This window comes from Pseudonocardia aurantiaca (assembly GCF_039526725.1).
Classification (GTDB): Bacteria; Actinomycetota; Actinomycetes; order Mycobacteriales; family Pseudonocardiaceae; genus Pseudonocardia; species Pseudonocardia aurantiaca.
On sequence record NZ_BAAAJG010000008.1, the window covers coordinates 256,022 to 282,388 of the forward strand.

At 72.6% G+C, this 26,367-nt stretch carries 26 protein-coding genes, 1 pseudogene and 1 riboswitch; of the genes and pseudogenes, 11 read left to right on the forward strand and 16 right to left on the reverse strand.

Translation table 11 applies throughout. The annotated features are described in order from the left end of the window. Positions 1–134: 134 nt before the first annotated feature. A complete protein-coding gene (locus ABD143_RS11050) occupies positions 135–698 on the forward strand; it encodes a type 1 glutamine amidotransferase domain-containing protein (protein ID WP_343975289.1) in 564 nt (187 codons plus the stop codon). A 66-nt stretch (positions 699–764) separates the two neighbouring features. Then, complete coding sequence (locus tag ABD143_RS11055; protein ID WP_343975292.1) at positions 765–1,382, forward strand: DUF6328 family protein; 618 nt, start codon at positions 765–767, stop codon at positions 1,380–1,382. Between the two features lie 231 nt (positions 1,383–1,613). Here ABD143_RS11055 and ABD143_RS11060 read toward each other — a convergent pair. Next, positions 1,614–2,066, reverse strand: a pseudogene (locus ABD143_RS11060) (SRPBCC family protein); the annotation flags it as partial. Between the two features lie 42 nt (positions 2,067–2,108). Beyond that, on the reverse strand, positions 2,109–2,813 hold the full coding sequence (locus ABD143_RS11065) for a SigB/SigF/SigG family RNA polymerase sigma factor (RefSeq protein WP_343977289.1): 705 nt from the start codon (positions 2,811–2,813) through the stop codon (positions 2,109–2,111). A 314-nt stretch (positions 2,814–3,127) separates the two neighbouring features. Here ABD143_RS11065 and ABD143_RS11070 point away from each other — a divergent pair, with 314 nt between their 5' ends. Then, positions 3,128–5,377, forward strand: a complete 2,250-nt coding sequence (locus ABD143_RS11070; RefSeq protein ID WP_343977292.1) for a HelD family protein — start codon at positions 3,128–3,130, stop codon at positions 5,375–5,377. 7 nt (positions 5,378–5,384) lie between these two features. Further along, positions 5,385–6,218, forward strand: coding sequence for an aldo/keto reductase (locus tag ABD143_RS11075; RefSeq protein WP_343975295.1), 834 nt, complete (start codon positions 5,385–5,387; stop codon positions 6,216–6,218). A gap of 3 nt (positions 6,219–6,221) precedes the next feature. On the opposite strand, the gene ABD143_RS11080 is transcribed toward ABD143_RS11075, so the two are convergent. The 5 genes from ABD143_RS11080 to ABD143_RS11100 all read right to left on the reverse strand — a co-directional run bounded on the left by ABD143_RS11080 (position 6,222) and on the right by ABD143_RS11100 (position 13,582). After that, complete coding sequence (locus tag ABD143_RS11080) at positions 6,222–6,980, reverse strand: gamma-glutamyl-gamma-aminobutyrate hydrolase family protein (RefSeq protein ID WP_343975297.1); 759 nt, start codon at positions 6,978–6,980, stop codon at positions 6,222–6,224. Between the two features lie 2 nt (positions 6,981–6,982). Next, positions 6,983–8,821: a DNA helicase RecQ gene (gene recQ, locus ABD143_RS11085; RefSeq protein WP_343975300.1), complete on the reverse strand. Its 1,839-nt coding sequence runs from the start codon at positions 8,819–8,821 to the stop codon at positions 6,983–6,985. A gap of 89 nt (positions 8,822–8,910) precedes the next feature. After that, positions 8,911–9,837 (reverse strand): YqjF family protein, encoded by a 927-nt coding sequence (locus ABD143_RS11090; RefSeq protein WP_343975303.1) that lies wholly within the window; start codon positions 9,835–9,837, stop codon positions 8,911–8,913. Positions 9,838–9,845: 8 nt separating this feature from the next. Next, the gene (locus ABD143_RS11095) at positions 9,846–11,726 is read right to left on the reverse strand and encodes an ABC transporter ATP-binding protein (RefSeq protein WP_343975306.1); all 1,881 of its coding nucleotides are present in this window, start codon (positions 11,724–11,726) and stop codon (positions 9,846–9,848) included. Then, entirely contained in the window at positions 11,723–13,582 is a 1,860-nt protein-coding gene (locus ABD143_RS11100; RefSeq protein WP_343975309.1) for an ABC transporter ATP-binding protein, read from the reverse strand. The genes ABD143_RS11095 and ABD143_RS11100 overlap by 4 nt, the downstream gene beginning before the upstream one ends. A gap of 168 nt (positions 13,583–13,750) precedes the next feature. On the opposite strand from ABD143_RS11100, the gene fgd reads away from it, so the two are divergent. After that, the gene (gene fgd / locus ABD143_RS11105) at positions 13,751–14,755 is read left to right on the forward strand and encodes a glucose-6-phosphate dehydrogenase (coenzyme-F420) (protein ID WP_343975311.1); all 1,005 of its coding nucleotides are present in this window, start codon (positions 13,751–13,753) and stop codon (positions 14,753–14,755) included. Positions 14,756–15,053: 298 nt separating this feature from the next. Here the strand turns inward: fgd and ABD143_RS11110 are convergent, their stop codons facing one another. Continuing rightward, positions 15,054–15,347 carry a zinc-binding dehydrogenase gene (locus tag ABD143_RS11110; protein WP_379659669.1) on the reverse strand — a complete coding sequence of 98 codons (294 nt, stop codon included), beginning with the start codon at positions 15,345–15,347 and terminating at the stop codon, positions 15,054–15,056. 233 nt (positions 15,348–15,580) lie between these two features. Here ABD143_RS11110 and ABD143_RS11115 point away from each other — a divergent pair, with 233 nt between their 5' ends. After that, entirely contained in the window at positions 15,581–16,156 is a 576-nt protein-coding gene (locus ABD143_RS11115) for a TetR/AcrR family transcriptional regulator (protein WP_343975314.1), read from the forward strand. Positions 16,157–16,382: 226 nt separating this feature from the next. Here ABD143_RS11115 and ABD143_RS11120 read toward each other — a convergent pair whose 3' ends face one another. The 8 genes from ABD143_RS11120 to ABD143_RS11155 all read right to left on the reverse strand — a co-directional run bounded on the left by ABD143_RS11120 (position 16,383) and on the right by ABD143_RS11155 (position 22,964). Beyond that, positions 16,383–16,787, reverse strand: coding sequence for a ChaB family protein (locus tag ABD143_RS11120; protein ID WP_343975317.1), 405 nt, complete (start codon positions 16,785–16,787; stop codon positions 16,383–16,385). 3 nt (positions 16,788–16,790) lie between these two features. Beyond that, entirely contained in the window at positions 16,791–17,105 is a 315-nt protein-coding gene (locus tag ABD143_RS11125; RefSeq protein WP_343975320.1) for a DUF4235 domain-containing protein, read from the reverse strand. Further along, positions 17,102–17,314, reverse strand: coding sequence for a hypothetical protein (locus ABD143_RS11130; RefSeq protein WP_343975323.1), 213 nt, complete (start codon positions 17,312–17,314; stop codon positions 17,102–17,104). The genes ABD143_RS11125 and ABD143_RS11130 overlap by 4 nt, the downstream gene beginning before the upstream one ends. Before the next feature lie 272 nt (positions 17,315–17,586). Beyond that, positions 17,587–18,417: an AfsR/SARP family transcriptional regulator gene (locus tag ABD143_RS11135; protein ID WP_343975326.1), complete on the reverse strand. Its 831-nt coding sequence runs from the start codon at positions 18,415–18,417 to the stop codon at positions 17,587–17,589. A gap of 249 nt (positions 18,418–18,666) precedes the next feature. Next, a complete protein-coding gene (locus ABD143_RS11140) occupies positions 18,667–19,623 on the reverse strand; it encodes an ATP-binding protein (protein ID WP_343975329.1) in 957 nt (318 codons plus the stop codon). Positions 19,624–19,654: 31 nt separating this feature from the next. After that, positions 19,655–20,551: an MEDS domain-containing protein gene (locus tag ABD143_RS11145; RefSeq protein WP_343975332.1), complete on the reverse strand. Its 897-nt coding sequence runs from the start codon at positions 20,549–20,551 to the stop codon at positions 19,655–19,657. Between the two features lie 338 nt (positions 20,552–20,889). Further along, entirely contained in the window at positions 20,890–22,452 is a 1,563-nt protein-coding gene (locus ABD143_RS11150) for an acetolactate synthase large subunit (protein ID WP_343975335.1), read from the reverse strand. Further along, positions 22,449–22,964, reverse strand: a complete 516-nt coding sequence (locus tag ABD143_RS11155; protein WP_343975338.1) for an OsmC family protein — start codon at positions 22,962–22,964, stop codon at positions 22,449–22,451. The genes ABD143_RS11150 and ABD143_RS11155 overlap by 4 nt, the downstream gene beginning before the upstream one ends. Before the next feature lie 69 nt (positions 22,965–23,033). Here ABD143_RS11155 and clsA point away from each other — a divergent pair, with 69 nt between their 5' ends. The 5 genes from clsA (at position 23,034) to ABD143_RS11180 (ending at position 26,051) form a co-directional block, all read left to right on the forward strand. Next, positions 23,034–23,711, forward strand: coding sequence for a cardiolipin synthase ClsA (gene clsA, locus ABD143_RS11160; protein WP_343975341.1), 678 nt, complete (start codon positions 23,034–23,036; stop codon positions 23,709–23,711). Between the two features lie 9 nt (positions 23,712–23,720). Continuing rightward, a complete protein-coding gene (gcvH, locus tag ABD143_RS11165; RefSeq protein WP_343975344.1) occupies positions 23,721–24,101 on the forward strand; it encodes a glycine cleavage system protein GcvH in 381 nt (126 codons plus the stop codon). A gap of 183 nt (positions 24,102–24,284) precedes the next feature. Continuing rightward, complete coding sequence (gene garA, locus ABD143_RS11170) at positions 24,285–24,734, forward strand: glycogen accumulation regulator GarA (RefSeq protein WP_343975347.1); 450 nt, start codon at positions 24,285–24,287, stop codon at positions 24,732–24,734. Positions 24,735–24,828: 94 nt separating this feature from the next. After that, a complete protein-coding gene (locus ABD143_RS11175; protein ID WP_343975350.1) occupies positions 24,829–25,302 on the forward strand; it encodes a bifunctional nuclease family protein in 474 nt (157 codons plus the stop codon). Positions 25,303–25,472: 170 nt separating this feature from the next. Then, positions 25,473–26,051, forward strand: coding sequence for a MerR family transcriptional regulator (locus ABD143_RS11180; RefSeq protein WP_379659670.1), 579 nt, complete (start codon positions 25,473–25,475; stop codon positions 26,049–26,051). A gap of 171 nt (positions 26,052–26,222) precedes the next feature. Further along, positions 26,223–26,325, forward strand: a riboswitch (glycine riboswitch). Positions 26,326–26,367: the final 42 nt, after the last annotated feature.

Sequence of the window (26,367 nt, forward strand, 5' to 3'; positions counted from 1 at the left end):
GCGGGTGACACGGGTCTCAGACCTGTCGGAACGCCCTGGGCCGCTGAGCGCGTTCCCCGGACAGGTGACGCCCTCCGCACGTGCGGAACCCGGGGGCCGGGTACGCCACCCGTGGAAGCAGACGGAGGAGAGTCATGGCTGGAAAGCTGGACGGTAAGCGCATCGCGATCCTCGCGACCGACGGTGTGGAGCAGGTTGAGCTGACCGCGCCCCGCGACGCGGTCACCCGGGAGGGCGCGCGCACCGAGATCGTCTCGCTCCAGGCGGGTGAGATCCAGGCGATGAACGGCGACATCGAGCCCGCCGACAGGTTCACCGCCGACCGTTCGATCAGGGAGGTATCGGCGGACGACTACGACGCAGTGCTCATGCCGGGCGGCACCGTCAACGCCGACCGCCTCCGCATCGACGCCGACGTCGTGATCTTCGTGCAGGACGTGTTCCGCGCCGGCAAGCCGGTGGGCGCGATCTGCCACGCCCCGTGGACGCTGGTCGAGGCCGACCTCGTGCGCGGTCGGACCCTGACGTCCTACCCGAGCCTGCGCACCGACATCCGGAACGCGGGCGGGAACGTCGTCGACAAGGAGGTCGTCACGGACAACGGGCTGGTCTCGAGCCGCAACCCGGACGACCTGCCGGCGTTCTGCGCGAAGATCGTGGAGGAGTTCGCCCAGGGCGCGCACCGCGCGACGGCGTAAAGGTACATACGGCGCATCTCTCACCCGAAGTGTCTGGGTGCTCTCGTCTCGGGGTAGTTCTGCCACATGAGAGGCCCAGGCACCTTCGCGTCGGAGGAGGCACCCGGGGAGCCTGCCGCACCTGCGGGCAGGCGAGACGGCGGCCACGTCGCGGACGGCCGCGGTGAGGGCCTGCTGCAGCGGGCCGACCGCAACATGCTGGAGCTGCTCCAGGAGCTGCGGGTGGCGCAGACCGGCGTGCAGATCCTCTTCGCGTTCCTGCTGTCGCTGTCGTTCACGGACAAGTTCCAGTCGATCGACGCATTCCAGCGGTGGACCTACGTGGTCACGCTGCTGCTCTCCGTGGTGACGGCCGGGCTCCTGGTGGCGCCCGCCGCTGTGCATCGCGTCACCTTCCGCCGCGGGCTCAAGGCGGAGACCGTGCAGGCCGGGCACCGGCTCTTCACAGCCGGCCTCGCCACGCTGGCGTTCACGCTGGTCGGCGCGGTCCTGTTGGTGCTCGACGTCGCCGTCGGCCGGTCCTTCGCGGTGCCGGCGGCGGTCGGTGTGGCGGTCATCCTCCTGGGCCTCTGGTTCGTGCTGCCGCTCCCGCTCTTGCGGCGGGCCCGCGCCGCCGATGACGAGGGCCAGGGGCCACCGCCGGGCGACCGGGGGCGAGCGGCCGTCCCCCACGCCGACGGTTGACGGGGCGGCCGGACACGGCTGACGTGCGGGAGCCCGGGCCCAGATGGGCCCGGGCTCCCGGTCAGCTCCTACCGCGGTCAGGTCCTGACGTCAGACGGGCTCGGGCGGCGGGATCCGGCCACCGGGGCCCTGAACGCCGGCGGTCTGCGGCTGCTTGCGGGCCGTCTCGGTGCCGGTCTGTCCTGTGCCGGTCTGTCCTGTGCGGGTCTGTCCTGTGCGGGTCTGGGGGCTGCGGCCGACGTCCCCGCGCCAGCCGCCTTCCTCGCGGCCGCGGGACTCGATGAACTCCTTGAACTTCTCTAGGTCGCGCTTCACCTGGTGCTCGACGATCCCCAGCGCGTCGCCCACTGTCTCGGTGAAGCCCTCGGGCTCGTGATCGAGCTGGAGCGTCACCCGGGTCGTGGTGTCGCCGAGGCGGTGGAAGGTCACCACCCCGGCCTGGTGGGTCCCGTTCTCGGTCTTCCAGGCCACCCGCTCGTCGGGGTGCTGCTCGGTGACCGTCGCGTCGAACTCGCGCTCGATGCCCGCGATCCTCGTGACCCAATGCGTCCTGGTCGGTGTCAGCTGCTCGATGCGTTCGACACCGTCCATGAACTGCGGGAACGACTCGAACTGCGTCCACTGGTTGTAGGCCGTGCTGACCGGCACGTTGACGTCGATGCTGCGCAGAACGTTGGTGGTCATGCAGTTCGAGTACCCGCCACGGCTGGAGCTACCCGTCCGCGATCATCCGTCTTCGGTCATCCGCCTGCGGAGCTGTGCGACAGTCCGGGCGAGCAGCCGGGAGACGTGCATCTGAGAGATGCCGACGCGGTCCGCGATCTGGGTCTGGGTGAGGTTGCCGAAGAACCGCAGCAGCAGGATCGTGCGCTCGCGCTCGGGCAGCTCGTCGAGCAGCGGGCCCAGGGTTTCGCGGTACTCCACCTTGTCCATCTCGGTGTCGACGGACCCCAACGTCTCGGTCAGGGCGGAGTCGGCGCCCGCCACCAGCTCGTCCAGCGAGCTGCTGCGGTAGGCCTGCTGCGCGGCGAGGCCTTCCACGACCTCGTCGGTGGGGATGCTGAGGCGCGCGGCGATCTCGCTGGGCCGCGGGGCCCGGCCCAGCTCCTGCGAGAGCGGCCCGACGGCGGCGTTGATGGCGCCCTGGAGGTCCTTGAGCCGCCGTGGCACGCGCATCGACCAGGTGCGGTCACGGAAGTGCCTGCGGATCTCGCCGGTGATTGTCGGCACGGCGTAGGAGAGGAAGTCGACGCCGCGGTCGGGTTCGAACCGGTCAACGGCGTTGAGGAGACCGACGGTCCCGGCCTGCTCGAGATCGTCCACCGGCTCTCCGCGCCCGGCGAAGCGGCGCGCGATGTGCCGGACCACCGGCAGGTAGCCGGTGACGAGCTTGCCGCGCAGCGCAGGCCGGCCGGGGTCGTCCGCGGGCATCGCGGCGAGCTCCTCGAACAGCGGTGCGAGGTTGGCGTGGTCGGAGTCGCGGGCCGCGTCGGTCACGGCGCACCGGACGGGAACTGGCAGTGGGTGGTACGAACCAGAGATCGCACGCGGGAAGCTACCCGCGGCCTCGGACCCGGAAACTCACCCGCTGGTACGTTCGTAAGCCGCCATTCCGTTCTCCAGTCCCTCGCGTCGAAGGTGATCCGCCGGTGTCGAACAGCACGTCCGCTGCGCGCGAGAAGGTCGAGGGAGCCGAGGAGGACGGCACGCCGGACGGGCTCGCCCATGAGCAGGCCTACGTCCAGATGCTCTACGAGCGGCTGGACGCGCGGCGGGCCGAGACCGCGCGCCGCCTCCGGGAGGTGCTGCACGACGAAACCGTCGGCACCCCGCAGGCGCTCACCGAGCGCGACGCGGCCGCGGCCATGTACACCGACCGGCTCGCCGCGCTCCGGGCGGCCGAACACGGGCTCGCGTTCGGCCGGCTCGACGCCGACGACGGCGAGCGTCGTTACGTCGGGCGGCTCGGGCTGCTGGACGAGGAGAACGAGTACGAGCCGCTGCTGATGGACTGGCGGGCCCCGGCCGCGCGCCCGTTCTACACGGCGACGGCGGCCTCCCCGGAGGGTATCCGCAGGCGCAGGCACCTGCGCACCCGCCGCAGGGACGTCCTGGCCGTCGACGACGAGGTGCTCGACCTCGAGGACGCCATGGCCGCGTCGCAGAGCAGCGGCCTCACCAGTGAGGCGGCCCTGCTGGCCGCGGTCGGCGCCCGCCGCACGGGCCGCATGTCCGACATCGTGGCCACGATCCAGGGCGAGCAGGACTCGATCATCCGGTCCAAGCCGTCCGGCGTGCTCGTCGTGCAGGGCGGGCCCGGCACGGGCAAGACCGCAGTCGCGCTGCACCGCGCCGCCTACCTGCTCTACACCCACCGCGACCGGCTGGCCCGGCGTGGCGTGCTGGTCGTCGGGCCCAACCCCACGTTCCTGCGCTACATCGGGCAGGTGCTGCCTTCCCTGGGCGAGACGAGCGTCGTGCTGGGTACCGTCGGGCAGCTCCACCCCGGGCTCGACGCGCGGCGGATCGAGCCGGTCGAGACCGCCGCGGTGAAGGGACGGGCCGAGATGGCGACCGTCATCGCCGCCGCCGTGCGGGACCGGCAGCAGGTGCCGCGGCGGCCGATCGACCTCGTCGTGGAGCAGCAGCCGGTGCGCCTGGACCGCGACATCGCGAACGCCGCACGCAGCCGGGCCCGCCGCTCGCGCAAACCGCACAACCAGGCCAAACGAACCTTCCAACGGGAGGCGCTGCGGCTGCTCGCCGAGCAGGTGGCACGCACGCTGGCCGGGCCGGGCGGGCGCAGGCTCCTCGACGCCGGTGACCTCTCCGACATCCGCGACGAGCTGGCCGAGAGCCGCGAGCTCACCCGCGAGCTGGACGCGCTGTGGCCCACGCTGTCGGCTGAGCAGCTGCTCACGGATCTGTTCGCCGACCGCAGGCGGCTGAACTCGGTGGCGCGGCGGCTCCCGGCGGCCGACCGGGAGCTGCTCTACCGCCCGGCCCCCGCAGCGGACGTTCCGGTGGACCTGCGCTGGACGCCCGCCGACGTCCCGCTGCTCGACGAGGCCGCCGAGCTGCTGGGCGACGACGGCTCCGAGGCGGCCGCGCGCGAGGCGGCGGCGCTGCGCGAGGAGGTGCTCTACGCCCAGGGTGTGCTCGACGTGCTCGACCTCGAGGAGGATCTCGACCCCGAGCTGCTGCGCGCCACCGACATCGTCGACGCCGACCGGCTCGCCGAACGCCAGCGCGTGCGCCGCTACGACTCGACCGCGGAGCGGGCGGCAGCCGACCGGGAGTGGACCTACGGGCACGTGATCATCGACGAAGCGCAGGAGCTCTCGCCGATGGCGTGGCGGTTGGTGATGCGCCGCTGCCCGAGCCGGTCCATGACGGTCGTCGGGGACATCGCGCAGACCGGGGACCGCGCGGGCGCCGCGTCGTGGGGCGAGGCGCTGTCGCCGTTCGTCGCGAACCGGTGGCGGCTCGAGCAGCTCACGGTCAACTACCGCACGCCGTCCGAGATCGCCGACGTGGCCGACGACGTGCTGGCCGCGATCGAGCCGGGCCTCACCGCTCCGCGGTCGGTCCGCAGCACCGGCGTCCCACCCCGAGCGGTCCGCGTCAAGGGCGGCGGCATCGACGACGTGGTGGCCAAGGTCGTCGCCGAGGAGGCGGGGGCGGTCGGCGACGGGCGCACCGCCGTGCTGGCCCCTGAGCACCGGGTGGCGGCGTTGCGCGAACGGGTGCTCGGTGCGGTCGCGGGGGAGGGAGGCGACGTCGACCTGAGCGCCCCGGTGGTGGTGCTTCCCGTGACCGCGGCGAAGGGCCTGGAGTTCGACGCCGTGGTCGTCGTGGAACCCGCGGAGCTGCTCGCGGAGTCGCCGCGGGGCGCCAACGACCTCTACGTGGCGCTGACCCGATCCACGCAGCGCCTGGCGGTGGTGCACGCGGCGCCCCTGCCGGAGATGCTGCACAGGCTCCAGGAAGGATGACGCACCGATGCGGACCGTCGAGCTGCCCGCGGGCGAGCGGATCCCCGCCCTCGGGCAGGGCACCTGGTACTTCGCCGAGCGCCCCGACCGCAGGGCGGCCGAGATCCGGTCGCTCCGCACGGGTCTCGACCTCGGGCTCACCGTCGTCGACACCGCGGAGATGTATGCCGACGGCGCCGCCGAGGAGCTCACCGGGGAGGCGATCGCCGGGCGGCGGGACGATGTGTTCCTGGTCAGCAAGGTGCTCCCGCACCACGCGACCCGCCGCGGGACCGTGCAGGCGTGCCAGCAGAGCCTGCGGCGCCTCGGTACCGACCGGCTCGACATGTACCTGCTGCACTGGCGCGGTTCGGTGCCGCTCGGCGACACCCTCGCAGGCTTCGCCGACCTCATGGAGGCGGGCCTCATCCGCTACTGGGGCGTGAGCAACTTCGACACGGCCGACATCGCGGAGCTGGAGGCGGTGCCGGGAGGTGGGTCCTTCTCCACCGACCAGGTGCTCTACAACCTCAGCCGGCGCGGCCCCGAGTACGACCTGCTGCCCTACCTACGAGCGCGGCGGCTGCCGACGATGGCGTACTCGCCGGTGGAGCAGGGTCGCCTGCTCGGCGTGCCCGCTCTGGCCGCGGTCGCCCGGCGCCGCGGCGCCACCCCGGCCCAGATCGCGCTGGCGTGGGTGCTGCGCGACGGGGACGTCTGCGCGATCCCGCGCACCGCCAACCCGGAACACGTGCGGGAGAACGCCGCCGCGGCCGAGATGCGGCTCACCGACGGCGACCTCGCCGACCTGGACGCGGCATTCCCGCCGCCGACCCACAAGGTGCCGCTGGAGCTCCTCTGAGGATCATCCACCCGAGGCGTTGACCAGCGCAGCGGCGACCAGCGCGGCGAAGAGGCGGTGGTCGGTGGCGTGCTGTTCGGGGTGCCACTGCACACCCACGACGAACGGGTGCCCGTCCAGCTCGACGGCCTCCACGGTGCCGTCGGCTGCGCGCCCGGTGACGACCAGCCCGTCGGCGACCCGGTCGAGGGCCTGGTGATGGTGGCAGAGCACCGACACCGACGTGCCGACCGCCGCCCCCACCCGGCTGCCCGGGGTCACGCTGACCAGCGTGGTGCCGAAGACGCCGGGGGAGGGGTTGTGGCCCGAGTGGCCCACCGCGTCGGGCACATGCTGCACGAGCGTGCCGCCGAGCGCGACGTTCAGGAGCTGCGCGCCGCGGCACACCCCGAGCACCGGGATCCCGCGCTCCAGCGCGCGCTGCAGCACGGCGACCTCCGTGGCGTCGCGCTCGGGCCGGGGCGCCCCGGTGAGCGGGTGCGGTGGCGCGCCGTACCGGCTCGGGGCGAGGTCCGGCCCACCCGAGAGCACCACGGCGTCGACCCGGCCGACTGCGCCCGCCGCCTCCACCATCGGCGGCAGCAGGACCGGAACACCACCGGCGGCGACCACCATGTCGGGGTAGGTGGTGGGCAGGAGCACCGCGTCGTGGTGCCAGACGCCGTAGGCGACCTGTTCCCCGTACGCGGTGAGCCCGATGACCGGCCCGTTCGGCCCGTTCGGCCCGTTCAGTCCAACCGGCCCAACCTGCCCCGCAGGCACCGCTAGCTCGCCGCCTCGGCGAGGGTGGCGAGGACCTGCTCGCCGTACTTCGCCAGCTTGTTCTCCCCGACCCCGTTGACCCTGCCCAGCTCGGCCAGGTTCGCGGGCGACCGCGAGGCGATCTCCCGCAGGGTGGCGTCGTGGAAGATCACGTACGCCGGGACGCCCTGCTCCTTGGCCGCGGCGCCGCGCCAGGCCCGCAGCCGCTCGAAGACGGGCGCGGCCCCTGCGGGCAGCTCGGCCTGCGGCGCGCGGGCCGAGCGGGTGCGGGAGCGGGTCTGGCGCTCGGGGTCGCGGCGCAGCAGTACCTGCTGCTCGCCGCGCAGCACGCCGCGGCTGGCCTCGGTGAGCACGAACGTCTGGTAGGTGCCCTCCACGGCGAGCAGCCCCTTGGCCATGAGCTGGCGGACCACCCCGCGCCACTCGCCTTCGGAGAGCTCCGTGCCCACGCCGAACACGGTGAGGGAGTGGTGGTCGAACTGCTCGACCTTCGCGGTGCGGCGCCCGAGCAGGATGTCGATGATCTGGCCGGCGCCGAACTTCTGCCGCCGCTCCCGGTCGAGCCGGAACACCGTGGAGAGCACCTTCTGCGCCGCCACCGTGCCGTCCCACGACTCGGGGGGCGTGAGGCAGGTGTCGCAGTTGCCGCACGGTTCGGCGCCGCGCTGGTCGAAGTAGTTGAGCAGCTGCACCCGCCTGCACTCGACGGTCTCGCAGAGCGCGAGCATCGCGTCGAGGTGCTGCGCGAGGCGGCGGCGGTGGGCGAGGTCGCCATCAGAGTCGTCGATCATCTTGCGCTGCTGCACCACGTCGGCGAGCCCGTAGGTGAGCCACGCCGTCGACGGCAGCCCGTCCCGGCCCGCGCGGCCGGTCTCCTGGTAGTAGCCCTCGACGGACTTGGGCAGGTCCAGGTGTGCCACGAACCGCACGTCCGGCTTGTCGATGCCCATCCCGAACGCGATGGTGGCCACCATGACCACGCCGTCCTCGCGGAGGAACCGGGCCTGGTTGGCCGCGCGGGTGGCCGCGTCGAGGCCCGCGTGGTACGGGAGCGCGGGGATTCCCTGTGTGGCGAGGAACTCAGCCGTCTGCTCCACCGAGTTGCGCGAGAGGCAGTAGACGATGCCTGCGTCGCCGGGGTGCTCGGCCCGGAGGAGGTCGAGGAGCTGCTGGCGCGGCTTGTCCTTGGGCACGATCCGGTACTGGATGTTGGGCCGGTCGAAGCTCGCGACGAAGTGCCGGGCCCGCTCGCTCGGCCGCAAGTCCAGCCGCTGCGCGATCTCGGCGTGGGTGGCCTCCGTGGCGGTGGCGGTGAGCGCGATGCGGGGCACGTCCGGCCAGCGCTCGTGCAACTCCGACAGCGCGAGGTAGTCCGGCCGGAAGTCGTGGCCCCACTGCGCGACGCAGTGCGCCTCGTCGATCGCGAAGAGGGCGATCTTCCCCCGGCCGAGCAGGCTCAGCGTGGCGGGCACCCGCAGCCGCTCGGGCGCCAGGTACAGCAGGTCGATCTCGCCGGCGAGGAACGCCGCCTCGGCGGCCCGCCGCTCATCCAGGCTCTGGGTGGAGTTGAGGAACCCGGCTCTGACGCCGAGCGCGCGCAGTGCGTCGACCTGGTCCTGCATCAGCGCGATCAGCGGCGAGACCACAACCCCCACACCCTCGCGGACCAGCGCGGGGATCTGGTAGCACAGCGACTTCCCGCCGCCGGTCGGCATCAGCACGAGCGCGTCGCCACCATCGCAGACGTGCCCGATGATCTCCGCCTGCTCCCCGCGGAAGGAGTCGTAGCCGAAGACCCGGTGCAGGACGTCGAGGGCGGACTCGAGGGCAGGGGCCGTCACCCGGGCGATCCTACGGACGGGCGACGACGGCCCGCGTCCGAACCGGCGAAGGCGTCCACAGGAGGCGGATCAGCGCCGCGGAGTGGTCGCTAGGAGGGTCCTGAACGACTCCGCCCGTAGCGAGCGGCGTCCAGGTGGGTGCATCGCATCGGGTCACCTGACGCGGAGGGCCGATACCGCTGTTGTATCGGTCCGACCGTCCAACGCCGCGAGGTGCCTGCCTGGGCGTCGCGCAGTAGGGCCGAGTTGTTCAGGGCGCTCCTTAGGACCGGCGCCCCGAACGTGGCGGCGACCCCCGCGCTGAACGCCACGTGGTCCGGTGCGCGCCTGGCGAGGTCTCCGAGGCCCACCGACGCGACGAGGCCGTCGTCGAGCTCAAGCACCTCGGCGCGCTGCAGCGGCCAGCTCTCATGGGTGTTCGGGACGTACCAGGTGCGCCCGAGGTGCGCGATGTGCAGGCCCCAGCGTGCGGTGAGGAAGGCCTCCAGCGGGCCGTCGAGGGTGGGGCGGGCCTCCGGCCGGACCGTCACGCGGCTGTGCTGGTGGGCGTGTGGGCGCGCCCGCGCCCCCGGCCACCGCAGCCGCGCGGTGTAGGAGCGGACGTCGCCGTCGGTGCGGAACCGCATGCGCGCCCAGCGGCAGGGCATGCCGAAGACCGCACGCGCGGCGGCCACGGCGAGGGCCCGGTCGGTGTCCAGGCTGAGGAAGACGACGCCACGGCGCCCCGTGGCGTCCACCGAGTACAACCGGACGTTGGTCTCCAGGAACGTGCCCGCCCACGGCACGGCGGGCCCGCGGCCGATTGCGGTACCGACCAGCCGGAACGGCACGAGCCCGACGTAGGTCCAGCCGCCCAGGACGTCGGGCCGGACGCCGGGCGGGAAGAACCGCGCGACGGCGTCCGGGCGCACTGCCCAGTGCAGGAACGCCACGTCGCACCAGCGCTGCCGCAGCACGTGTGGCCGCGGCAGCGCCGGGGCGAGTGTGGTGACGGGCTCGGGGACGATCGCAGCCATCCTGCCGATCAGGCTAGCGACGCCCGCCAGGCGGCGTGCAGGTCGGCGAACTCGCCGCCACCCTCGAGGAGCTCCTCCGGCGACCCGTCCTGCACGACCTGCCCGTCGGACATCACGAGCACCCGGTCGGCGATCAGCACGGTCGAGAGCCGGTGCGCGATCACGAGGGCCGTGCGCCCTGCGAGTACGGTCTCGAGCGCGGCCTGCACCGCCCGCTCCGACGGGATGTCCAGCGAGGAGGTCGCCTCGTCCAGGAGCACGACGGCCGGGTCGGCCAGCACCACCCGGGCGAGCGAGACGAGCTGGCGCTGGCCCGCCGAGAGCCGCCCGCCCCGCTTGCGGACGTCGGTGTCGAAACCGTCGGGCAGCGCCTCGATGAACTCGCGCGCGCCCACCGCCGCGGCAGCCGCGACGATCTCCGCCCGCGAACGCGACCCGTGGCCGCCCATCGCGATGTTGTCGGCAACGGAGCCGGAGAACAGGAACGCCTCCTGCGTGATCATCACCAGCGCGGAGCGCAGGTCGGCGTCGGTGATGTCGCGCAGGTCGACGCCGTCGAGGCGGACCGCGCCCGCGGTCGGGTCGTAGAACCGCGCGGCGAGCTTGGCCAGCGTCGACTTGCCGGCCCCGGTGGCCCCCACGAGCGCCACCGTCTGGCCGGCCGGCACGTGCAGCGAGAACTCGGGCAGCACCGTCCGGTCTGACGCCCGCCGGTAGGCGAACCGCACCGCGTCGAACTCCAGCTCACCGCGTGCGGGCTCGGGCAGCCGGACCGGGCGGGCCGGCTCGGGCAGGCCGACCGGCGTGTCGAGCACCGACGCGATCTTCTCCAGCGCCGCGGCCGCGGACTGGTAGCTGTTGAAGAACTGCGCGAGGTCGTCGAGCGGGTCGTAGAACCGGCGCAGGTACAGCACGAACGCGGTGAGCGCGCCGAGTGCGAGCGCGCCGTCCACGACGCGGAGTCCACCGATCAGCAGGACCAGTGCGAGCGTCGTGTTGCCGACCGTCCGCACCCCTGCGACGTAGCCGGCCACCGTCAGGAACGCCGACGTGTTGGCGTTGCGGTAGGCGGTGGAGAGGCTGTCCATGATCTCGTCGTTCCGCTGCTCCCTGCGGAACGCCTGCACGGCGCGGATGCCATTCATCGACTCCACGAAGTGCACGATCAGCCGCGCCACGGTGCTGCGGGTGCGCCGGTAGCTGGCGCGGGACCGGCGCTGGAACCAGCGCGTGAGCAGTAGCAGCGGCGCGAACCCCGCCAGCACGACCGCGGCGAGCACCGGGTCCAGCCAGATCAGCAGCACGGTGATCCCGACGACCGACAGCAGCGCCCCGGCCAGCCCGTCGAGGCCCTTCTCCAGCAGGTCCGACAGCGACTCCATGTCGCTGGTGAGCCGCGAGATCAGCCGGCCAGACGTGTAGGACTCGTGGAAGTCGAGCGAGAGCCGCTGCCCGTGGGCGAACACCCGCTCCCGCAGGTCGAGCAGCAGGTCCTGCCCGACGCGGCCGGAGAGCACGAGGAACGCCGCCCGCAGCCCCGCCCCGGCCAGCCCGCAGACGGCGTACCCGGCGATCGCCCAGGCGAGCGGCGCCGGCCGGCCGGCGAGCGCGGCCGGCACCCCGGTGTCGATGGCCGTGGCCACCAGCAGCGGGCCGGCCAGCATGACGGCGTTCTCCGCGACCATCAGGACGATCGCCAGCGCCACGGAGCGCCGGTGCGGGCGGAGGATGTCGGCGACGAGGACACGTGCCCGCTGCTGCAGTGCGAGGCCGGTGCGGCGGTCGACGACGTCGGCCTCCTCCTCGTCGTCGGCCGCGAACCCGCGCCAGACTTCCTCGTCGTCGCTGCCGGACGCCGGGGTGCCGGTCGTGTTGTCGGTCGTGGTCACGCCCCCACCTCCTCCCGGTCTCCGTTCCGCTCGCCATGGCGGCTGTCGTCCTGTTCGCGTGCCTGCTCGTCCTCCATGCTCGCCAGCAGCCTCCGGTACTCGGCGTTGGTGGCGAGCAGTTCCGTGTGTTCGCCGACCGCCGTGATCCGCCCGCCCGCGAGCAGCGCGACCCGGTCCGCGAGCTGCACGGTGGAGGGCCGGTGGGCCACCACGAGCGCGGTGACCCCGCCCAGCACGCGCCGCAGCGCGGCCTCGACCTCCGCCTCGGTGTGGACGTCCAGCGCCGATAGCGGGTCGTCCAGCACCAGCACGGGCGGCCGGCCGACCACGGCCCTGGCCAGCGCCAGCCGCTGGCGCTGCCCGCCCGACAGCGAGAGCCCCTGCTCGCCGATGCGGGTGTCGAGACCCCAGGGCAGCGCGGCCACGAAACCGTCGGCGCTGGCCACTCGCAGCGCCTCGCGCACCTGCTCGTCGGTGGCGTCGGGCCTGCCGAGCGCCACGTTCTCCCGCACGCTCGCCGAGATGAGCACCGGGTCCTCGAACGCCGTGGCCACGGCGGCGCGCAGGTCCGCGAGCCGCAGCCGCCGCACGTCCACGTCGTCGAGCAGAACCGCGCCCGCGGTGACGTCGTAGAGCCGCGTGACGAGCGCGGTGAGCGTCGTCTTGCCCGACCCGGTGGCCCCGACCAGCGCCATGGTCTCGCCCGGCCGGACCGCGAGGTCCACGCCGGTGAGCTGGTCGCGGGTGGCGCCTGGGTAGCGGAACGACACCCCGCGCAGGACCAGCTCGCCGCGCACCGGCGTGCGGAGCGTGGCGGGCTCCGCCGGGTCGGTGATCGCCGGGACGATGTCGCGCACCTCCCAGTACCGCCGGTTCGCCGCTGCTGCGTTGCTCGCCTCGGCCAGCAGCCAGCCGATCGACGCGATCGGCCAGTACAGGTAGGTCATTACCGTGACCGCGGCCACGAGCGTGCCCAGCGTCAGCGACCCCTGCGCGACGCCGTAGGCGCCCAGCCCGATGATCACGGCGATCGCCGACTCCGGCAGCACCACGAGCACCGCCCACAGCCCGGCGAGCAGCCGCACCTTGAGCAGCTCGGTGCCGCGCAGGCCGCGGGCGTCCGCGACGAAGCGGGCCGTGAGCCTGCGTCCCCGGCCCAGCGACTTGAGCACCCGGATTCCGAGCGCCGACTCCTCGATCACGGTGGCGAGGTCGCCCGCCTGGTCCTGGGCGCGGCGGGCCTCGATGGAGAAGCGATGCTCCAGCACCAGGGTGAGCGCCGTGAGCGGCAGAGCGGTGAGCGCGATGACGAGCCCCAGCAACGGCGAGAGCCACAGCAGCACGCCGACGCCCGCCAGGAGCGTGAGCACGTTGACGACCAGGAAGATCCCGGAGAACGCCACGAACCAGCGGATCGTGGTGAGGTCTGTGGTGGCGCGCGACAGCAGCTGCCCCGACGGCCAGAGGTCGTGGAAGGAGACGGGCAGCCGCTGCAGGTGGGTGTAGAGGTCGGCCCGCATGTCCGCCTCGACGCGGGTGCTGGGGCGGGCGACCAGCCAGCGCCGCAGGAACATCAGCCCCGCCTCGAGCACACCGAACGCGAGCACACCGAGCACCAGCCACGGCAGCGCGTCCAGCTCGCCCCTGGCGATCGGGCCGTCGACGATGGAGCGGGTGATCAGCGGGATGACGAGACCGGCGAGGGTGCCCATGAGCGCGGCGAGGCCACCCCCGACCAGGGGCCACCGGTAGGGGCGCAGGTAGGGGGCGAGCCGGCGCAGCGAACCCAGGGTGGCCCGGTCGGGTTGATCAGGGGTGCGCTGCTCGGACGAGGGTTTGCTCGCGAGCTCACTCATGGCTTGACTCACGGTAGATCCTCGCTTTCCGGATCGCATGCGAGTTCTCCCATGCGACGACCCTGCGACCTCTACGCCGGTCGAGGTCAAGAGCCCTTCGTGCCGGCACCGGCCGCGGCGGTGGCACCCTGGAGGTCAGCAGGATCTCCGTGGGGAAGGACCAGGGGCGTGGCGTTGCGGGTCGGGTACAAGGCGTCGGCTGAGCAGTTCGGGCCGCGGGAGCTGGTGGAGTACGCGGTACGGGCCGAGGAGGTGGGCCTGGACAGCGTGGTGGTGTCGGATCACTTCCTGCCGTGGCGGCACGAGGGGGGGCATGCGCCGTCGGCGCTGGCGTGGCTGGGAGCGGTGGGGGAGCGGACCTCGCGGGTGCAGATCGGCACGTCGGTGCTGACCCCGACGTTCCGCTACAACCCGGCGGTGATGGCGCAGTTCTTCGCGACGTTGGGCGTGCTGTATCCGGGGCGAGTGATGCTCGGGGTGGGCACGGGTGAGGCGTTGAACGAGATCGCGGTGTCCGGCATGCAGTGGCCGGACTTCAAGGAGCGCTTCGCCCGCCTCCGGGAGGCGGTGCGGTTGATGCGGGCGTTGTGGACCGAGGACGAGGTCACGTTCGAGGGCGAGTTCTACCGCACGGTCGGGGCGACGATCTACGACCGGCCCAAGGACCCGATCCCGGTGTACATCGCCGCGGGGGGGCCGGTGGTGGCCAAGTACGCCGGTCGTTACGGCGACGGGCTGATCTGCACGTCGGGCAAGGGCATGGACCTTTACACCGAGAAGCTGCTGCCGGCGGTGGAGGAGGGCGCGACCGCGGCCGAGAAGGACCCGGCATCGGTCGACCGCATGATCGAGATCAAGATCTCCTACGATCGCGACCCGCGGATGGCGCTGGAGAACACCCGATTCTGGGCGCCACTGTCGCTCACCGCGGAGCAGAAGCACAGTGTCGACTCGGCCGTCGAGATGGAGCGCCTCGCCGACGAGTTGCCGATCGAGCAGGTCGCGAAGCGCTGGATCGTGGCCTCGGACCCGGACGACGCACTGGCCCAGATCAAGCCCTACGTGGACGCAGGCCTCAACCACCTGGTGATGCACGGGCCCGGGCACGACCAGGAGCGGTTCCTCACCCAGTTCTCCGAGGACGTCCTCCCGCGCCTGCGCGAGCTGGGCTGATCCCCGTACACCCCAGCGGATACGGCGCGGGCTCAAGATCGGTGAGGTCCCCTATAGGCGGGTCGGCTCCGGCATCTTGATTACCTGTGCTGATCTTCACTCGTGCGGTGCTGTGATGAGGATGGCCCGGTGCTCGACGACGACGCGGTGTCCTGCTCGGACCTGTGGGACTGGTCGGTCGAGTTCGCGAGAACAGGGCCTCCCTTGCCGTGCGGCACCTCGTTGGGCCGAACGGGCGAGGCTCGGAGTACGAGGAAGGGGCGGGGCATGCGGCGGGACTGGTCACCGGATGACCTGGTCACAGCATGATCACGATCTTGCCGTGGACGTGGCGTCCAGCTTGCAGTGTCACGGCGTTGTGGGTCTGCTCGATCGGGAAGGTCGCGGCGATCGGCACGGTGATCTTGTCGGCAAGGATCGCGTCGGTGATCCGCTCCAGGGCGTCCGGCCCCGCGTCGATGCCGCCGGTCGCGCGCACGCCGCCGGGAGGGTTGGGGCCCGCGGCGATCGTGGAGATCCGCTCGGGCGGTACGCCGAGCGCGAGCGCGGTCTCGGCCGTCTCGGTGCCGAACAGGTCGGTCGCTGCAGTCACGCCATCGGGAGCTTCTAGTCCATGGGATTCAGACTGGCGGCGGCTACGCGGACGCGGACCTCGCCCGGGCCGGCGTGCGGCTCCGGGACCTCTCGCAACTCCAGTACCTCGGGACCTCCAAACGTTTCATACATGACGGCTCGGCTCATGGGGGACCTCCAGCAGGCAAGGTGATGGGACTTTGTCCTATCACCGTACCCGAGTGACGGGACCAAGTGCCGTACGCTGTTCCCATGGCCCGCTGGCAGCCCAACGCATCAGAGCGACTCGTTGTCGCTGCCCTCGATCTGTTCGCGGAGCGGGGCTACGAGAACACGACGGTGATCGACATCGCGGAGCGCGCGGGGCTCACGAAGAGCACCTTCTTCCGTCACTTCCCGGACAAGCGTGAGGTGCTCTTTGGCGGGGACACGATGACCGGAGTACTCGTCAATGGGATCGCCGCGGCGCCGGCCGCGGCCACTCCGCTCGAAGCGGTGGCTTATGCCCTGGACACGATCGGGAGGGAAGCCTTCACACCCGCTCGCCGCGAATTCACCGCCCGGAGGCGGGCAGTAATCGCCGCCAACCCGGAACTGCAAGAGCGCGAGGCGCTGAAGGGACTCGGCCTCACCGCGTCGATGATCGACGCGCTCAAGCGCCGCGGCGTTCCCGACCTGACCTCGCGCGTGGCCGCGGAGCTGGGTGCGCTCACCTTGAAGATCGCCTATGAGCGCTGGAGCGACACGACTAACGCCGACGAGTTCACTGAAGTCGCACGGCGAACACTCAGCGAAGTGCAAGCAGCCAGTGCGTTGTCCCTCCGCTGAAGTCGGCGAGGGACGTCGCGCCCGAAGGTCCGGAACCCCGGGTAGCAGATTCAGGCGCGTGGCCACCCCGGCCGTACGGTATCCCGGCTCCGCCTGGCAGGCCCTGCCGGTGCAGAAACTCGCGGCGCCCGCCGTACCGATCCGTTGCCTCCTTGGCGTCGGCCATACACCCAGTACAGGGCAGAACGCCCCGGCCGCACGGCCGGGGCGTTCGGGCTTCCCGCTGCTACCTCCGGCGGGCCTTCGCCGTTTCGCGCTTGTTGGCCTTGTCGATGGCCTCGACGAGCTCGTCCTTGTTCATCGACGACCGGCCCGGGACGTCGAGCCGCTTCGCGACGTCCATCAAGTGCTCCTTCGAGGCGTTGGCGTCCACGCCTCCCGCGCTCGGCCGCGTGTTGTCCGGCCCGCCGCCCTCGGCGGCCTCGTCGGACGGACCCTTGTGGTCCTTCGGCTCCCAGTGGTCGCCGACCTTCTCGTGCGTGTGCTTGAGGGAGGCGAACGCGGCCCGCCGCGCGCGGGCGCCGTCGCCGTCGTAGCTCTCCATCGCCGAGTCGAAGGTCTTCACCCAGGTCCGCTTGGCCTTGTCGTCCGACCGCTCGACCGTGCTCGGGACCTCGTCCTTGCCAGGCATCTCCTACACCTCCAAGCGGCGGGCCGGCGGGCGCGGTGCGTCGAGGAACCGGCGCACGCCTTTCATCCCGTACCGGTCGACCGCGGTCTTGATCAGTCCGAAGACCGCTCCCTGCAGGGTGGCGGCCAGCAGCACCTCGCGGGTGCTGTAGTCGTCCGACAGCGGCCGGGGCGTCTCGTCCTCGTTCGACAGCTTCTTCCAGATCACCCTGAAGACCTTCCCCGCGAGAAGGCCGCCGAGGATCCCGAACGCCATGCCGATCGGCTTGTAGGCGATCTTCGCCAGACCGGTCAGCTCGTTGCCGTCGCGCTTGTTCATCTCGGCTCCTTCTCGGCGCGGGCTTCGGCGCCCATCTCACCGGAGTAGCCGGCATCCTGCCCGGCAACCCGGCCGACGAACTCCTCGTTCTCGTCGGTACCGGTGGTGGCGGGCGCGTCAGGGCTGCGCCCGTCCTCGACACCGCCGGCCTCGCGGCCGTGGGCCACGTGCCGGTCGGTGGCGACGTCGGGCTCGGAGGAACCATGCATGGTGGCCGAGTACCCGATCACGCGGCCGCCGACACGGTTTGCCCCCTCGCAGGGAGGGCACCACTCCGCTGTGCGGCCGCTGGCGTGTGTGCGGCGCCCACAGAACCCGGCTGTCGCGGCCGGGGGATGGCGCTCATCGAGGAACTTCCGCGTGACCTGCGGGTGCTGCGGAGGAGGACGGGCACAAAGGTGCGGTTCATGATCCCGCCGGTCCGCCGTGAACGATCCGCCCGTAGCGAGCGGCGTGGTTCACGACCCTCCTAGGTGCCCCGCTAGCGGGACGTGCCGGGGATCGAGCCGCCGGCGACGAGGCGGCGGCCGCCCCCGTAGGCACCCCGCGCGGCGCGCAGGCCCGGGAGCTGGACGGCCGAACGCGGCATAGGGCTGCGGGCGCGCAGCACCGGCCATACCGGGGACGGCGGGAACAGTGCCTCGAGGCCGGTGGTGGCGGGGCCGACGCTGGAGCGCAGCAGCTCCTGGTAGTCGTCGTACTCGGCCACCGCGGCCGCGATGTTGCCCTGGGCAAGGTGCGCCTCGATGAGGGTGCGGCGCGCGCTCTCCCTGCTCGGGGCCGCTCGCACGGCCGTCTGGGCCATCGCGACCGCGTCGTCGTAGCGCCCGGCGGCCGTGAGCCGGAGGCTGCGCTCCTCGAGAGCATGGAGGCGAAGCTGGCGGAACCGCTCCCGCTCCACGGCGATCCATGCGGCGGTCCAGCCGGGGAGGATGTCGGCGCCGAGCAGCGCGACGTCCGGGGCGTCGCTCACCGGGATCTCCGGGAGGGCCCGTACCAGGCCGAGCGCGTCGGCGAGGTCGACCTCGACGTCGGCCGCGAGGGCGAGCGGGCCGCCCTCGGCGGCACTCGCGTCGTCGGCACCCGCGGCAGCGTCGTCAGCGAGGAACACCCCGGGTACGTCCACGGCGGCGACGGCCTCGGCCAGCATGCGGGCGGCGGCCGCCGGCGCGACACCGGGCCACAGGTCGGCGGCGAGTGTCACGCGCTCCTGCGGGCGAGGGTGGATGGCGAGGTACGCGACGAGCCGGCGTGAGTCGACCCCCAGCGGCACGGTGTAACCGTCGGCGGTGAGGGTGAACGAGCCGAGCACCGAAACGCGGTGCCGACCGGCCGGGAGAGCCTGCGCCGTGCGAGATCGTCGCTGATCGTCAGACATGGTTGTCCCAAATTCGGTAGTGCTCGGATGTGATGCTCGCGGTGACCCGTCCGCAGCCCCGTGGCGCCCGAGTCCGCGAGAGAGTCTTCTCCCGACCGACAAGGTTGCCAAGGGGCAGGTTCGTCACACTTCCGGCTGCTGAGCGGCCATTTGAGTGACGGGCGGAGCAAGATCGCATGCTACTCATGGGGTAGCCCGCATTCGGACGTGGGTGCCGCGTGCGTCGACCCAGACGTGCAGGGAGTCGCATACCTGCCGCGCGATCCACACACCGCGGCCGCGGGCCTCGGCCGGGTGCGGCGCCTGCAGCCCGGGGAGGGGGTCGCGCAGGGTGCCGCCGTCGTCGATCTCGCACACCAGCCCGCCCGGCCCGGTCCAGATCGACAACCGGGCCTCCGGGGTGCCGTGCTCGACCGCGTTGGTGGCCACCTCGTTGACGGCGAGCACGACGTCCTCCGCGCGCTCGCGCCCGTAGTCGGCGGCTTCGAGTGCCTGCTCCACAGCCGTGCGCACCTCGTGGAGCTGCCACGCGCTGAACTCCATGCGCAGGTCAGGCGGCCCGAGCAGCACCGGGGGCGGCGCCGGGCGGGTGGTGAGGACCTCGCGCGGCCCGATGTGCTGCGGGTTGTGGCGCAGCTGCCCGGCCCTGAGCAGCAGCGGGTGGTTGCGGTGGGCGCCGTCGAGGATCTCGAGGTGCAGCGGCAGCTCGGGGAAGAAGCACGTGACGCGGACCGGGAGCTCGGCGAGCGCGACGTTGAGCGCCGCGTCCAGCTCGGTCCAGAAGCCGCCGTCGACGCCGTCGAGCCGGCTGGTGTGCTCGGCGAGCACGGTGACCGGCGCGCCGGTGGTGGAGGTGATCTCGCGCAGCTCCATGGCCCGGCGCCCGGCGGCGGTCTGCCCAGAGGCCGTGTCGGCCGACTCCGGCTGGTGGAGCCGGGCGAGCCCCGTGGTGCTGCCCAACCGCTCGACGAGCGCCTGCTCGGTGGCGGGTCGCAGCGCCAGCGCCACCGCCTCCCCGGCGCGCAGCGCCGTGTCGGCGAGCGGCACGAGTTGGTCGAGCAGGTCGCTGTCGGAGCCGTGGAACGCCGCGGCGTGCTGCAGCCGGACCGCCGCTGCCGAGCGGGTGGTCTCGATCCTCATGGCGCTGCCCTCTCCACAGCCGCCGCCGTCCTCACCGGGCGCCCACCCCCGATTCCACGTCGGTGCGCGGGCGGACGACGAGCTGGGCGGCGAACGGGGCACCGCAGCGGTCGAGCACCCTGAGCACCCGCGGGCGGACCCCGGCGAGCACCAGCCGGTGCGAGCTGGGGAACTCCTCCGCCGCGTGGACCAGGCTGACGGCGCCCGCGACGTCGAGGAAACGCAGGGACGACAGATCGAGCGTGATGTCGGTGGGCGCGGCGTGGGAGCGGAGCGCCTCGTCCAGCGTGGCCTCCAGCAGCCTGCGAATGCGCGGGCGGTTGCTGTGGTCCACCTCGCCCGCCACCCGCGCGGTCGCCGGGCCGGTGCCGGTGATGCGCAGCAGCCCGTCGTCGTAGATGGCCGGCACGACCAGCTCGGTGTGGTGGCGGGCGCGCATCTCGTCGATCGCGCCCTCGGGGAACCGGCGCCGGTCGTAGAGGCACAGGACCCGGACCGGGCGCTCCCGGGTGACATCGTCGAACACCGCGTCGTACTCGGCGAGCGACACACCACCCGCCCGCTGTAGCGCGTAGTTGAACTGGCCGGTGAGGCGGACGCCCGAGAACCCCTGCGCCACCGCCCCGTCGACGGTGGCGGACACGATCTCGGCCACCGCGAGCAGCGGGCTGCGCAGGGTGGTGCGGGTGGCGTCGGGTGGGACGATGGCGAGGCTGCCGTCCTCGATCGACGGACTGACCGCGACGCAGTCGTCGGTGAGCCGCTCCAGCACGTGGTCCGCGGTGCCGTCGTCGAAGTAGACGACCTGCTCGCCGCGGTTCAGTCCGGCCGCGACGAACTCGGCCGTCATCTCCCAGAGCTGCTCGTCGCTCACGGGGACGGCGCAGGCGTGGGCGACGGACCGCCCATCGTCGACCGTTCTCGTCATCACGCTTCCAGCGGGCTCGACAGATGTGGCTCATCGGTGGACACGGCACTATGGCGCGGACACATCGGGGCGCACGGCCCTGTGCAGAGGAACGACGCAGCGTCACGCACACACAACTGTACGTCGGCGGACGGGGTGGAGGGGTCGACGAACGCTCCGATCGCGGCGAACCGACCGGCCGCCGCGCCGAGCGGGCTGTAACACGGGCTGCATCGAACGGGCGGCTCCGCTGGGCCGGACGAGTAGTGGCGCCGAGCGGTCGGGCGGCGTCGCGCGGTTTCGCCCGTCCCGGCGCGCCACACCACGGTGCCCCATCCGGCGGGGCCCCATCCGGCAGGTCAGGGCACGAGCGGCGGGATGATCGCCTCGACGAGGTGGGGGCCGTTCTCTGCGGCGGCGCGGCGGAGCGCGGCGGCCATCTCCTCGGCCGTCGTCACCCGGACGGCGGGCACGCCCATCCCGGTGGCGATCGCGACGAAGTCGAGGTCCGGCCTGCTGAGGTCGAGCAGCGACCGGGCGCGCGCGCCGTCGCCCACCACGAACCCGGCCGCACCGACCTGCTGCAGCTCGAGGCGGAGGATCGCGTATGCGCTGTTGTTGAAGACGATCGTCGTGACGTCGAGGCCTTCGCGCGCGTGCGTCCAGAGGGCGGAGATCGTGTACATGGCGCTGCCGTCGGCCTCGAGGCACCACACGGGCCGGTCCGGGCAGGCGACCGCTGCCCCGGTGGCGGCCGGGAGCCCGAAGCCGATCGCCCCGCCGGTGAGGGTGAGCCAGTCGTGCCGCGGGGCTCCCGCCGTGGCGGCGGGCAGGGCGAACCCGGATGTCACCGACTCGTCGACGACGATCGCGCCCTCGGGGAGCAGCGCGCCGATCACGGCCGAGACGCTCTGCACGTCGAGCGGGCCCGTGGGCATCGCCGGGCGCGCGAGCGGGGCGAGGTCGGGCGCGATGCCGGGCGCGACGAGGTCGGCCAGTTCCTCGAGCGCCTCGGCCGCGGCGCCGTCCTGTGGCGCCAGCGTGTGTACGTGGCCCCCCTCGGGGACGAGGTCCGACGGCTTCCCCGGGTAGGCGAAGAACGCGACGGGGGAGCGGGCGCCTGCCAGCACGATGTGGCGCGTGCCGGCAAGCTGGTGCACCGCCATGTCGGTCAGGTAGGCCAGCCGCTCCACCGCGACAACGCCCGCCCCGCGCTCGATCCGGGCGGGGAAGGTCTCCGCCAGGAGCTTCGCGCCGGTGGCCGACGCGATCCGGCCGGCCGCCGCGAGCCCGCCGGCGCGGGTGGCGTCGCCGCCGACCAGCAGCACGCACGGCTCGCCGGAGGTGAGGGCGTCGGCTGCGTCGCGGATCGCCTCGGGTGTCGCGCTCGCCCGTGCCGCGGGCGGGGGAGCGGCGACGGGCTCGCCGCCGTCGTCCCAGCTGACGTCGGCCGGCAGCACGAGTGTGGCGATCCGCCCGTCGCGCGCCGCAGCCACGGCGGCAGCCGCGTCGGCGCCCACCTCCGCTGTGCTCGTGCTGCGCCGCTGCCACCCCGACACCGACCCGGCCACGGCGGCGATGTCGGACTCGAGCGGGGCGTCGTACTTCGTGTGGGACGTGGCGTGGTCGCCGATCACGTTCACGACGGGCGTGTGCGCCCGGCGTGCGTTGTGCAGGTTGGCGAGGCCGTTGCCCAGGCCGGGGCCCAGGTGCAGCAGCGTGGCCGCGGGCCGGTCGGCCATGCGGGCGTAGCCGTCGGCGGCTCCGGTGGCGACGCCCTCGAACAGGGTCAGCACCGCACGCATCTCGGGCACCGCGTCGAGTGCGGCGACGAAGTGCATCTCCGACGTGCCCGGGTTGGCGAAGCAGACCTCGACCCCGCTCGCCAGCAGCGAGCGGACGAGGGCACCTGCGCCGTTCACGTGTCCGCCGCCGTGTGGACGGCGACGGAGGTCTTCGGCGAGGAGACGAGCGTCTGCAGCACCACGCAGTAGCGCTCCGTCAGCCGGACCAGGGTGGCCACCTCGTCCGCGCTCGCCGTGGTGTCGAGGTCGAAGGTGAGGCGGATGTCGCGGAAGCCGACGGGGGCCGCCTTGTCGACGCCGAGCGTGCCGCGGAAGTCCAGGTCGCCCTCCGCGTGCACGGTGCCGCTCACGTCGAGCCCGAGAGTCGTGGCGACCGCCCGGAGCGTGACGCCCGCGCACGCCACGAGCGCCTCCAGCAGCATGTCCCCCGAGCAGAGCTGCGTGCCGTCGCCGCCGGTGGCGGGGTGCAGGCCCGCCTCGGCCAGCGCGGTGGCGGTGCGCACCCGGCATGCGACGCCGCTGCCGTCCAGCTCGCCGTCGGCCTTGAGGGTGATCAGCGCGGCGCCGGGTTCCTCCCGGTACCGGTCCTTGAGTGGGGCCTGGAGGGCCTTGAGTGCAGATGCGTCCATGCGTTGATCGTGCCTCTCCGCCCGGCCGTGTGCACCCACCTGACGAACAGGCGCCAGTAGGCTCTGTGCGTGACCGAGACGGCGGCGGGGCGGGCGACGACCGACCGCGTGCTGACCGTCCCGAACCTCCTGAGCTTGCTGCGCCTGGCAGGTGTGCCGCTGTTCCTCTACCTGCTGCTCGTACCGCGGGCGGACGTGTGGGCGATCGTCGTGCTCGCCATCGGGGGCATCACCGACTGGCTCGACGGGAAGCTCGCCCGGCTGCTCGGGCAGCACAGCAGGCTGGGGGCGCTACTCGACCCCGCCGTCGACCGGCTCTACATCCTGGCGGCGCTGGTGGCACTCGGCGCGCGCGACGTGGTGCCGTGGTGGGCCGTCGTGGCGCTCGTGGCGCGCGACCTCGTGCTCGCGGCCACCCTCCCGGTGCTGCGCCGCCGGGGCTACGGGCCGTACGAGGTGATCTACCTCGGCAAGGGCGCGACGTTCCTGCTGCTGTACGCGTTCCCGCTGCTGCTCGCCGCCAGCGGGACGGGATGGTTCGCCGACCTCGCCCGCCCGTTCGCGTACGCATTCGCGGTGTGGGGCACGGCGCTCTACCTCTACACAGGGCTGCTCTATCTGGCGCAGTTCGTGGGGGCCATGCGCACGCCGCAGGTGGATGCGGGCGGACCCGGGATCGGGCCGGCCGCTGAGGCGCTGGATCAGCCGCCGAAGCCCGTCGACCATGATCCGCGGGACACCGCTTAAGCTGCCCGCGTGATTCCCGAGGACCTCCGCTACACCGACGCCCACGAGTGGGTGCGTGACCTGGGGGACGGGGTGGTCCGCATCGGCATCACCGACCACGCCCAGTCTCAGCTCGGCGACGTCGTCTTCGTGCAGCTACCCGCCGTGGGCGACACGGTCACAGCGGGCACCGCCGTCGGTGAGGTGGAGTCGACCAAGTCGGTCTCGGACATCTACGCGCCGGTATCGGGCACAGTCTCGGCGGTGAACGACGCGCTCGAGGCCACGCCCGAGCTGATCAACTCCGGGCCGTACGAGGCAGGCTGGATGATCGAGGTCCAGCTGGCGGGCGGCGCCGTCCCCGGCGATCTGCTCGACGCCGCCGCGTACCGAGAGTTGACCGCCGACTGACACGGCAGCCTCGACTCGCACCCGGCCCGCGCCCGCCCGTCCGGCGCCCGCCCGTCCGGCTCTACTGCTGCGGGGTAGGTTACCCGGAACACCCAGCGCCGCCCGGCGCCGCCCGGCCCGGCCGGTCCGCGCCGTCACGAACCGCCGCACAAGCGGTCAGCCCATGCAAGAGGAGACACCGAGGTGACCACGAACGACGGGCCCGGCGTACCGCCGGAGCGCTCCCCGGAGACCACCTCGGTCTTCCGCGCGGACTTCTCCGAGGTCGAGCCCCAGGCCCAGGACCAGCCGGTATCCGGCGTCGATGCGCTGCCCGCCGGCTCTGCCCTGCTGGTGGTGAAGCGTGGCCCGAACGCGGGGTCGCGGTTCCTCCTGGACCGCGCGTCCACGAGCGCGGGTCGCCACCCCGACAGCGACATCTTCCTCGACGACGTCACCGTCTCGCGCCGGCACGCGGAGTTCCGTAATGACGCCGGCGAGTTCGTCGTCGTCGACGTCGGCAGCCTCAACGGCACCTACGTCAACCGTGAGCCCGTGGACACCGCCGTGCTCGCCAACGGCGACGAGGTGCAGATCGGCAAGTTCCGCCTGGTCTTCCTCACGGGGCCGCGCGAAGCGGGGCCCCGGGGCTGATCCTCGGCGGGCGTGCCGCCCGTCCGGAGGCGGGCGTCGGCGGGGTGCGCCGTGTAGCGTCGGGAGGGCAGGTTCGTGAGGAGGAGGAGAGCCCATGAGTGAGATGCGTGTCGTGGGCGTAAGAGTGGAACTGCCCGCGAACCAGCCGATCCTCCTGCTCCGGGAGACCAGCGGCGACCGGTACCTCCCGATCTGGATCGGCTCGGTCGAGGCCACCGCCATCGCGCTGGAGCAGCAGGGGGTGAAGCCGGCCCGGCCGCTCACCCACGACCTGCTCAAGGACGTGATCACCGCCCTCGGTCGCCGCTTGGAGCAGGTGCGCATCACTGACCTCCAGGAAGGCACCTTCTATGCCGAGCTGGTCTTCGACGGCGGCGTGAAGGTGTCGGCGCGGCCGAGCGACTCGGTGGCGCTCGCGCTGCGGATCGGGGTGCCGATCCACGCCGAGGAGAGCGTCCTCACCGAGGCCGGGCTGATCATCCCGGACGAGCAGGAGGACGAGGTCGAGAAGTTCCGCGAGTTCCTCGACTCCATCTCTCCCGAGGACTTCCGGGGCGCTCAGCCCTAGGAGCGCCCTAGGCGTGGCAGGCGAGCCCGCCACGCCTGGCGATGGGTGATCCGAGGGGCGGCGCGCCACGTTGACCCGGCGTGTCGGCCCCCATATCGTCGGTGGTATCAGCCCTTCGGCCCGGGACGTCCTCCGACGCCTCCGGTGCGGGCTCCGGCGGAAGGAGTTCGGTGGAGCAGCCGCCGTCCGGTGCGCCCGAGCAGGGCGAGCTTTTCCCGGATCCACTGCTGGGAGCCGGCCTGGACGGCATGCCCGACCAGCTCGTCGGGTTCCGCGGTCCCACCGCGTGCCAGGTCGTCGGGATCACCTACCGGCAGCTCGACTACTGGGCCCGCACCGGCCTCGTCGTCCCGTCCATCCGCGGAGCGGCGGGCTCCGGCTCGCAGCGCCTCTACTCCTTCAAGGACGTGCTCGTCCTGAAGGTCGTCAAGCGCCTCCTCGACGCCGGGGTGTCGCTGCAGAACATCCGCGTGGCCGTCGAGCACTTGCGCAGGCGCGGCATCCGTGACCTCGCCGGCATCACGCTGTTCAGCGACGGCACCACGGTGTACGAGTGCGCGTCCCCCGAGGAGGTCGTCGACCTGCTCCGCGGCGGCCAGGGGGTCTTCGGCATTGCCGTCGGGGGCGCCATGAAGGAGATCAGCGGCTCGATCAAGGACTTCCCCGTGGAACGTGCCGACGGCGGCAGCGTCGATGACACCCCGGAGGACGAGCTGTCCCGCCGCCGCGCCCGGCGCGCCATCAGCTGAGGAAGCTCGCTCCTAGGAGCAGGTGGAAGGCGGCGGCGCGGGCGGTGACGTGGTCATGATCACGAACGTGCCGTGAGGGTAGCGCAAGTCACATCAGTGGTACTACGGGAACCCACGGCCACGCCAGGGCCGCTGCCGGCGCGGGACCGGTACCATTTGCCGGGTAGTCGCCGATCCCGCGCGGGAGAGTCCCGGACGTCGCAGCCGACGCGCCGGGCGCCGAAGGAGCAATTCCTCCCCGGAATCTCTCAGGCCCCAGGACCGCACGGGCGAGACGCCTCTGGAAAGTGACGGGTTCGCCCGTCCGCCGACGGGG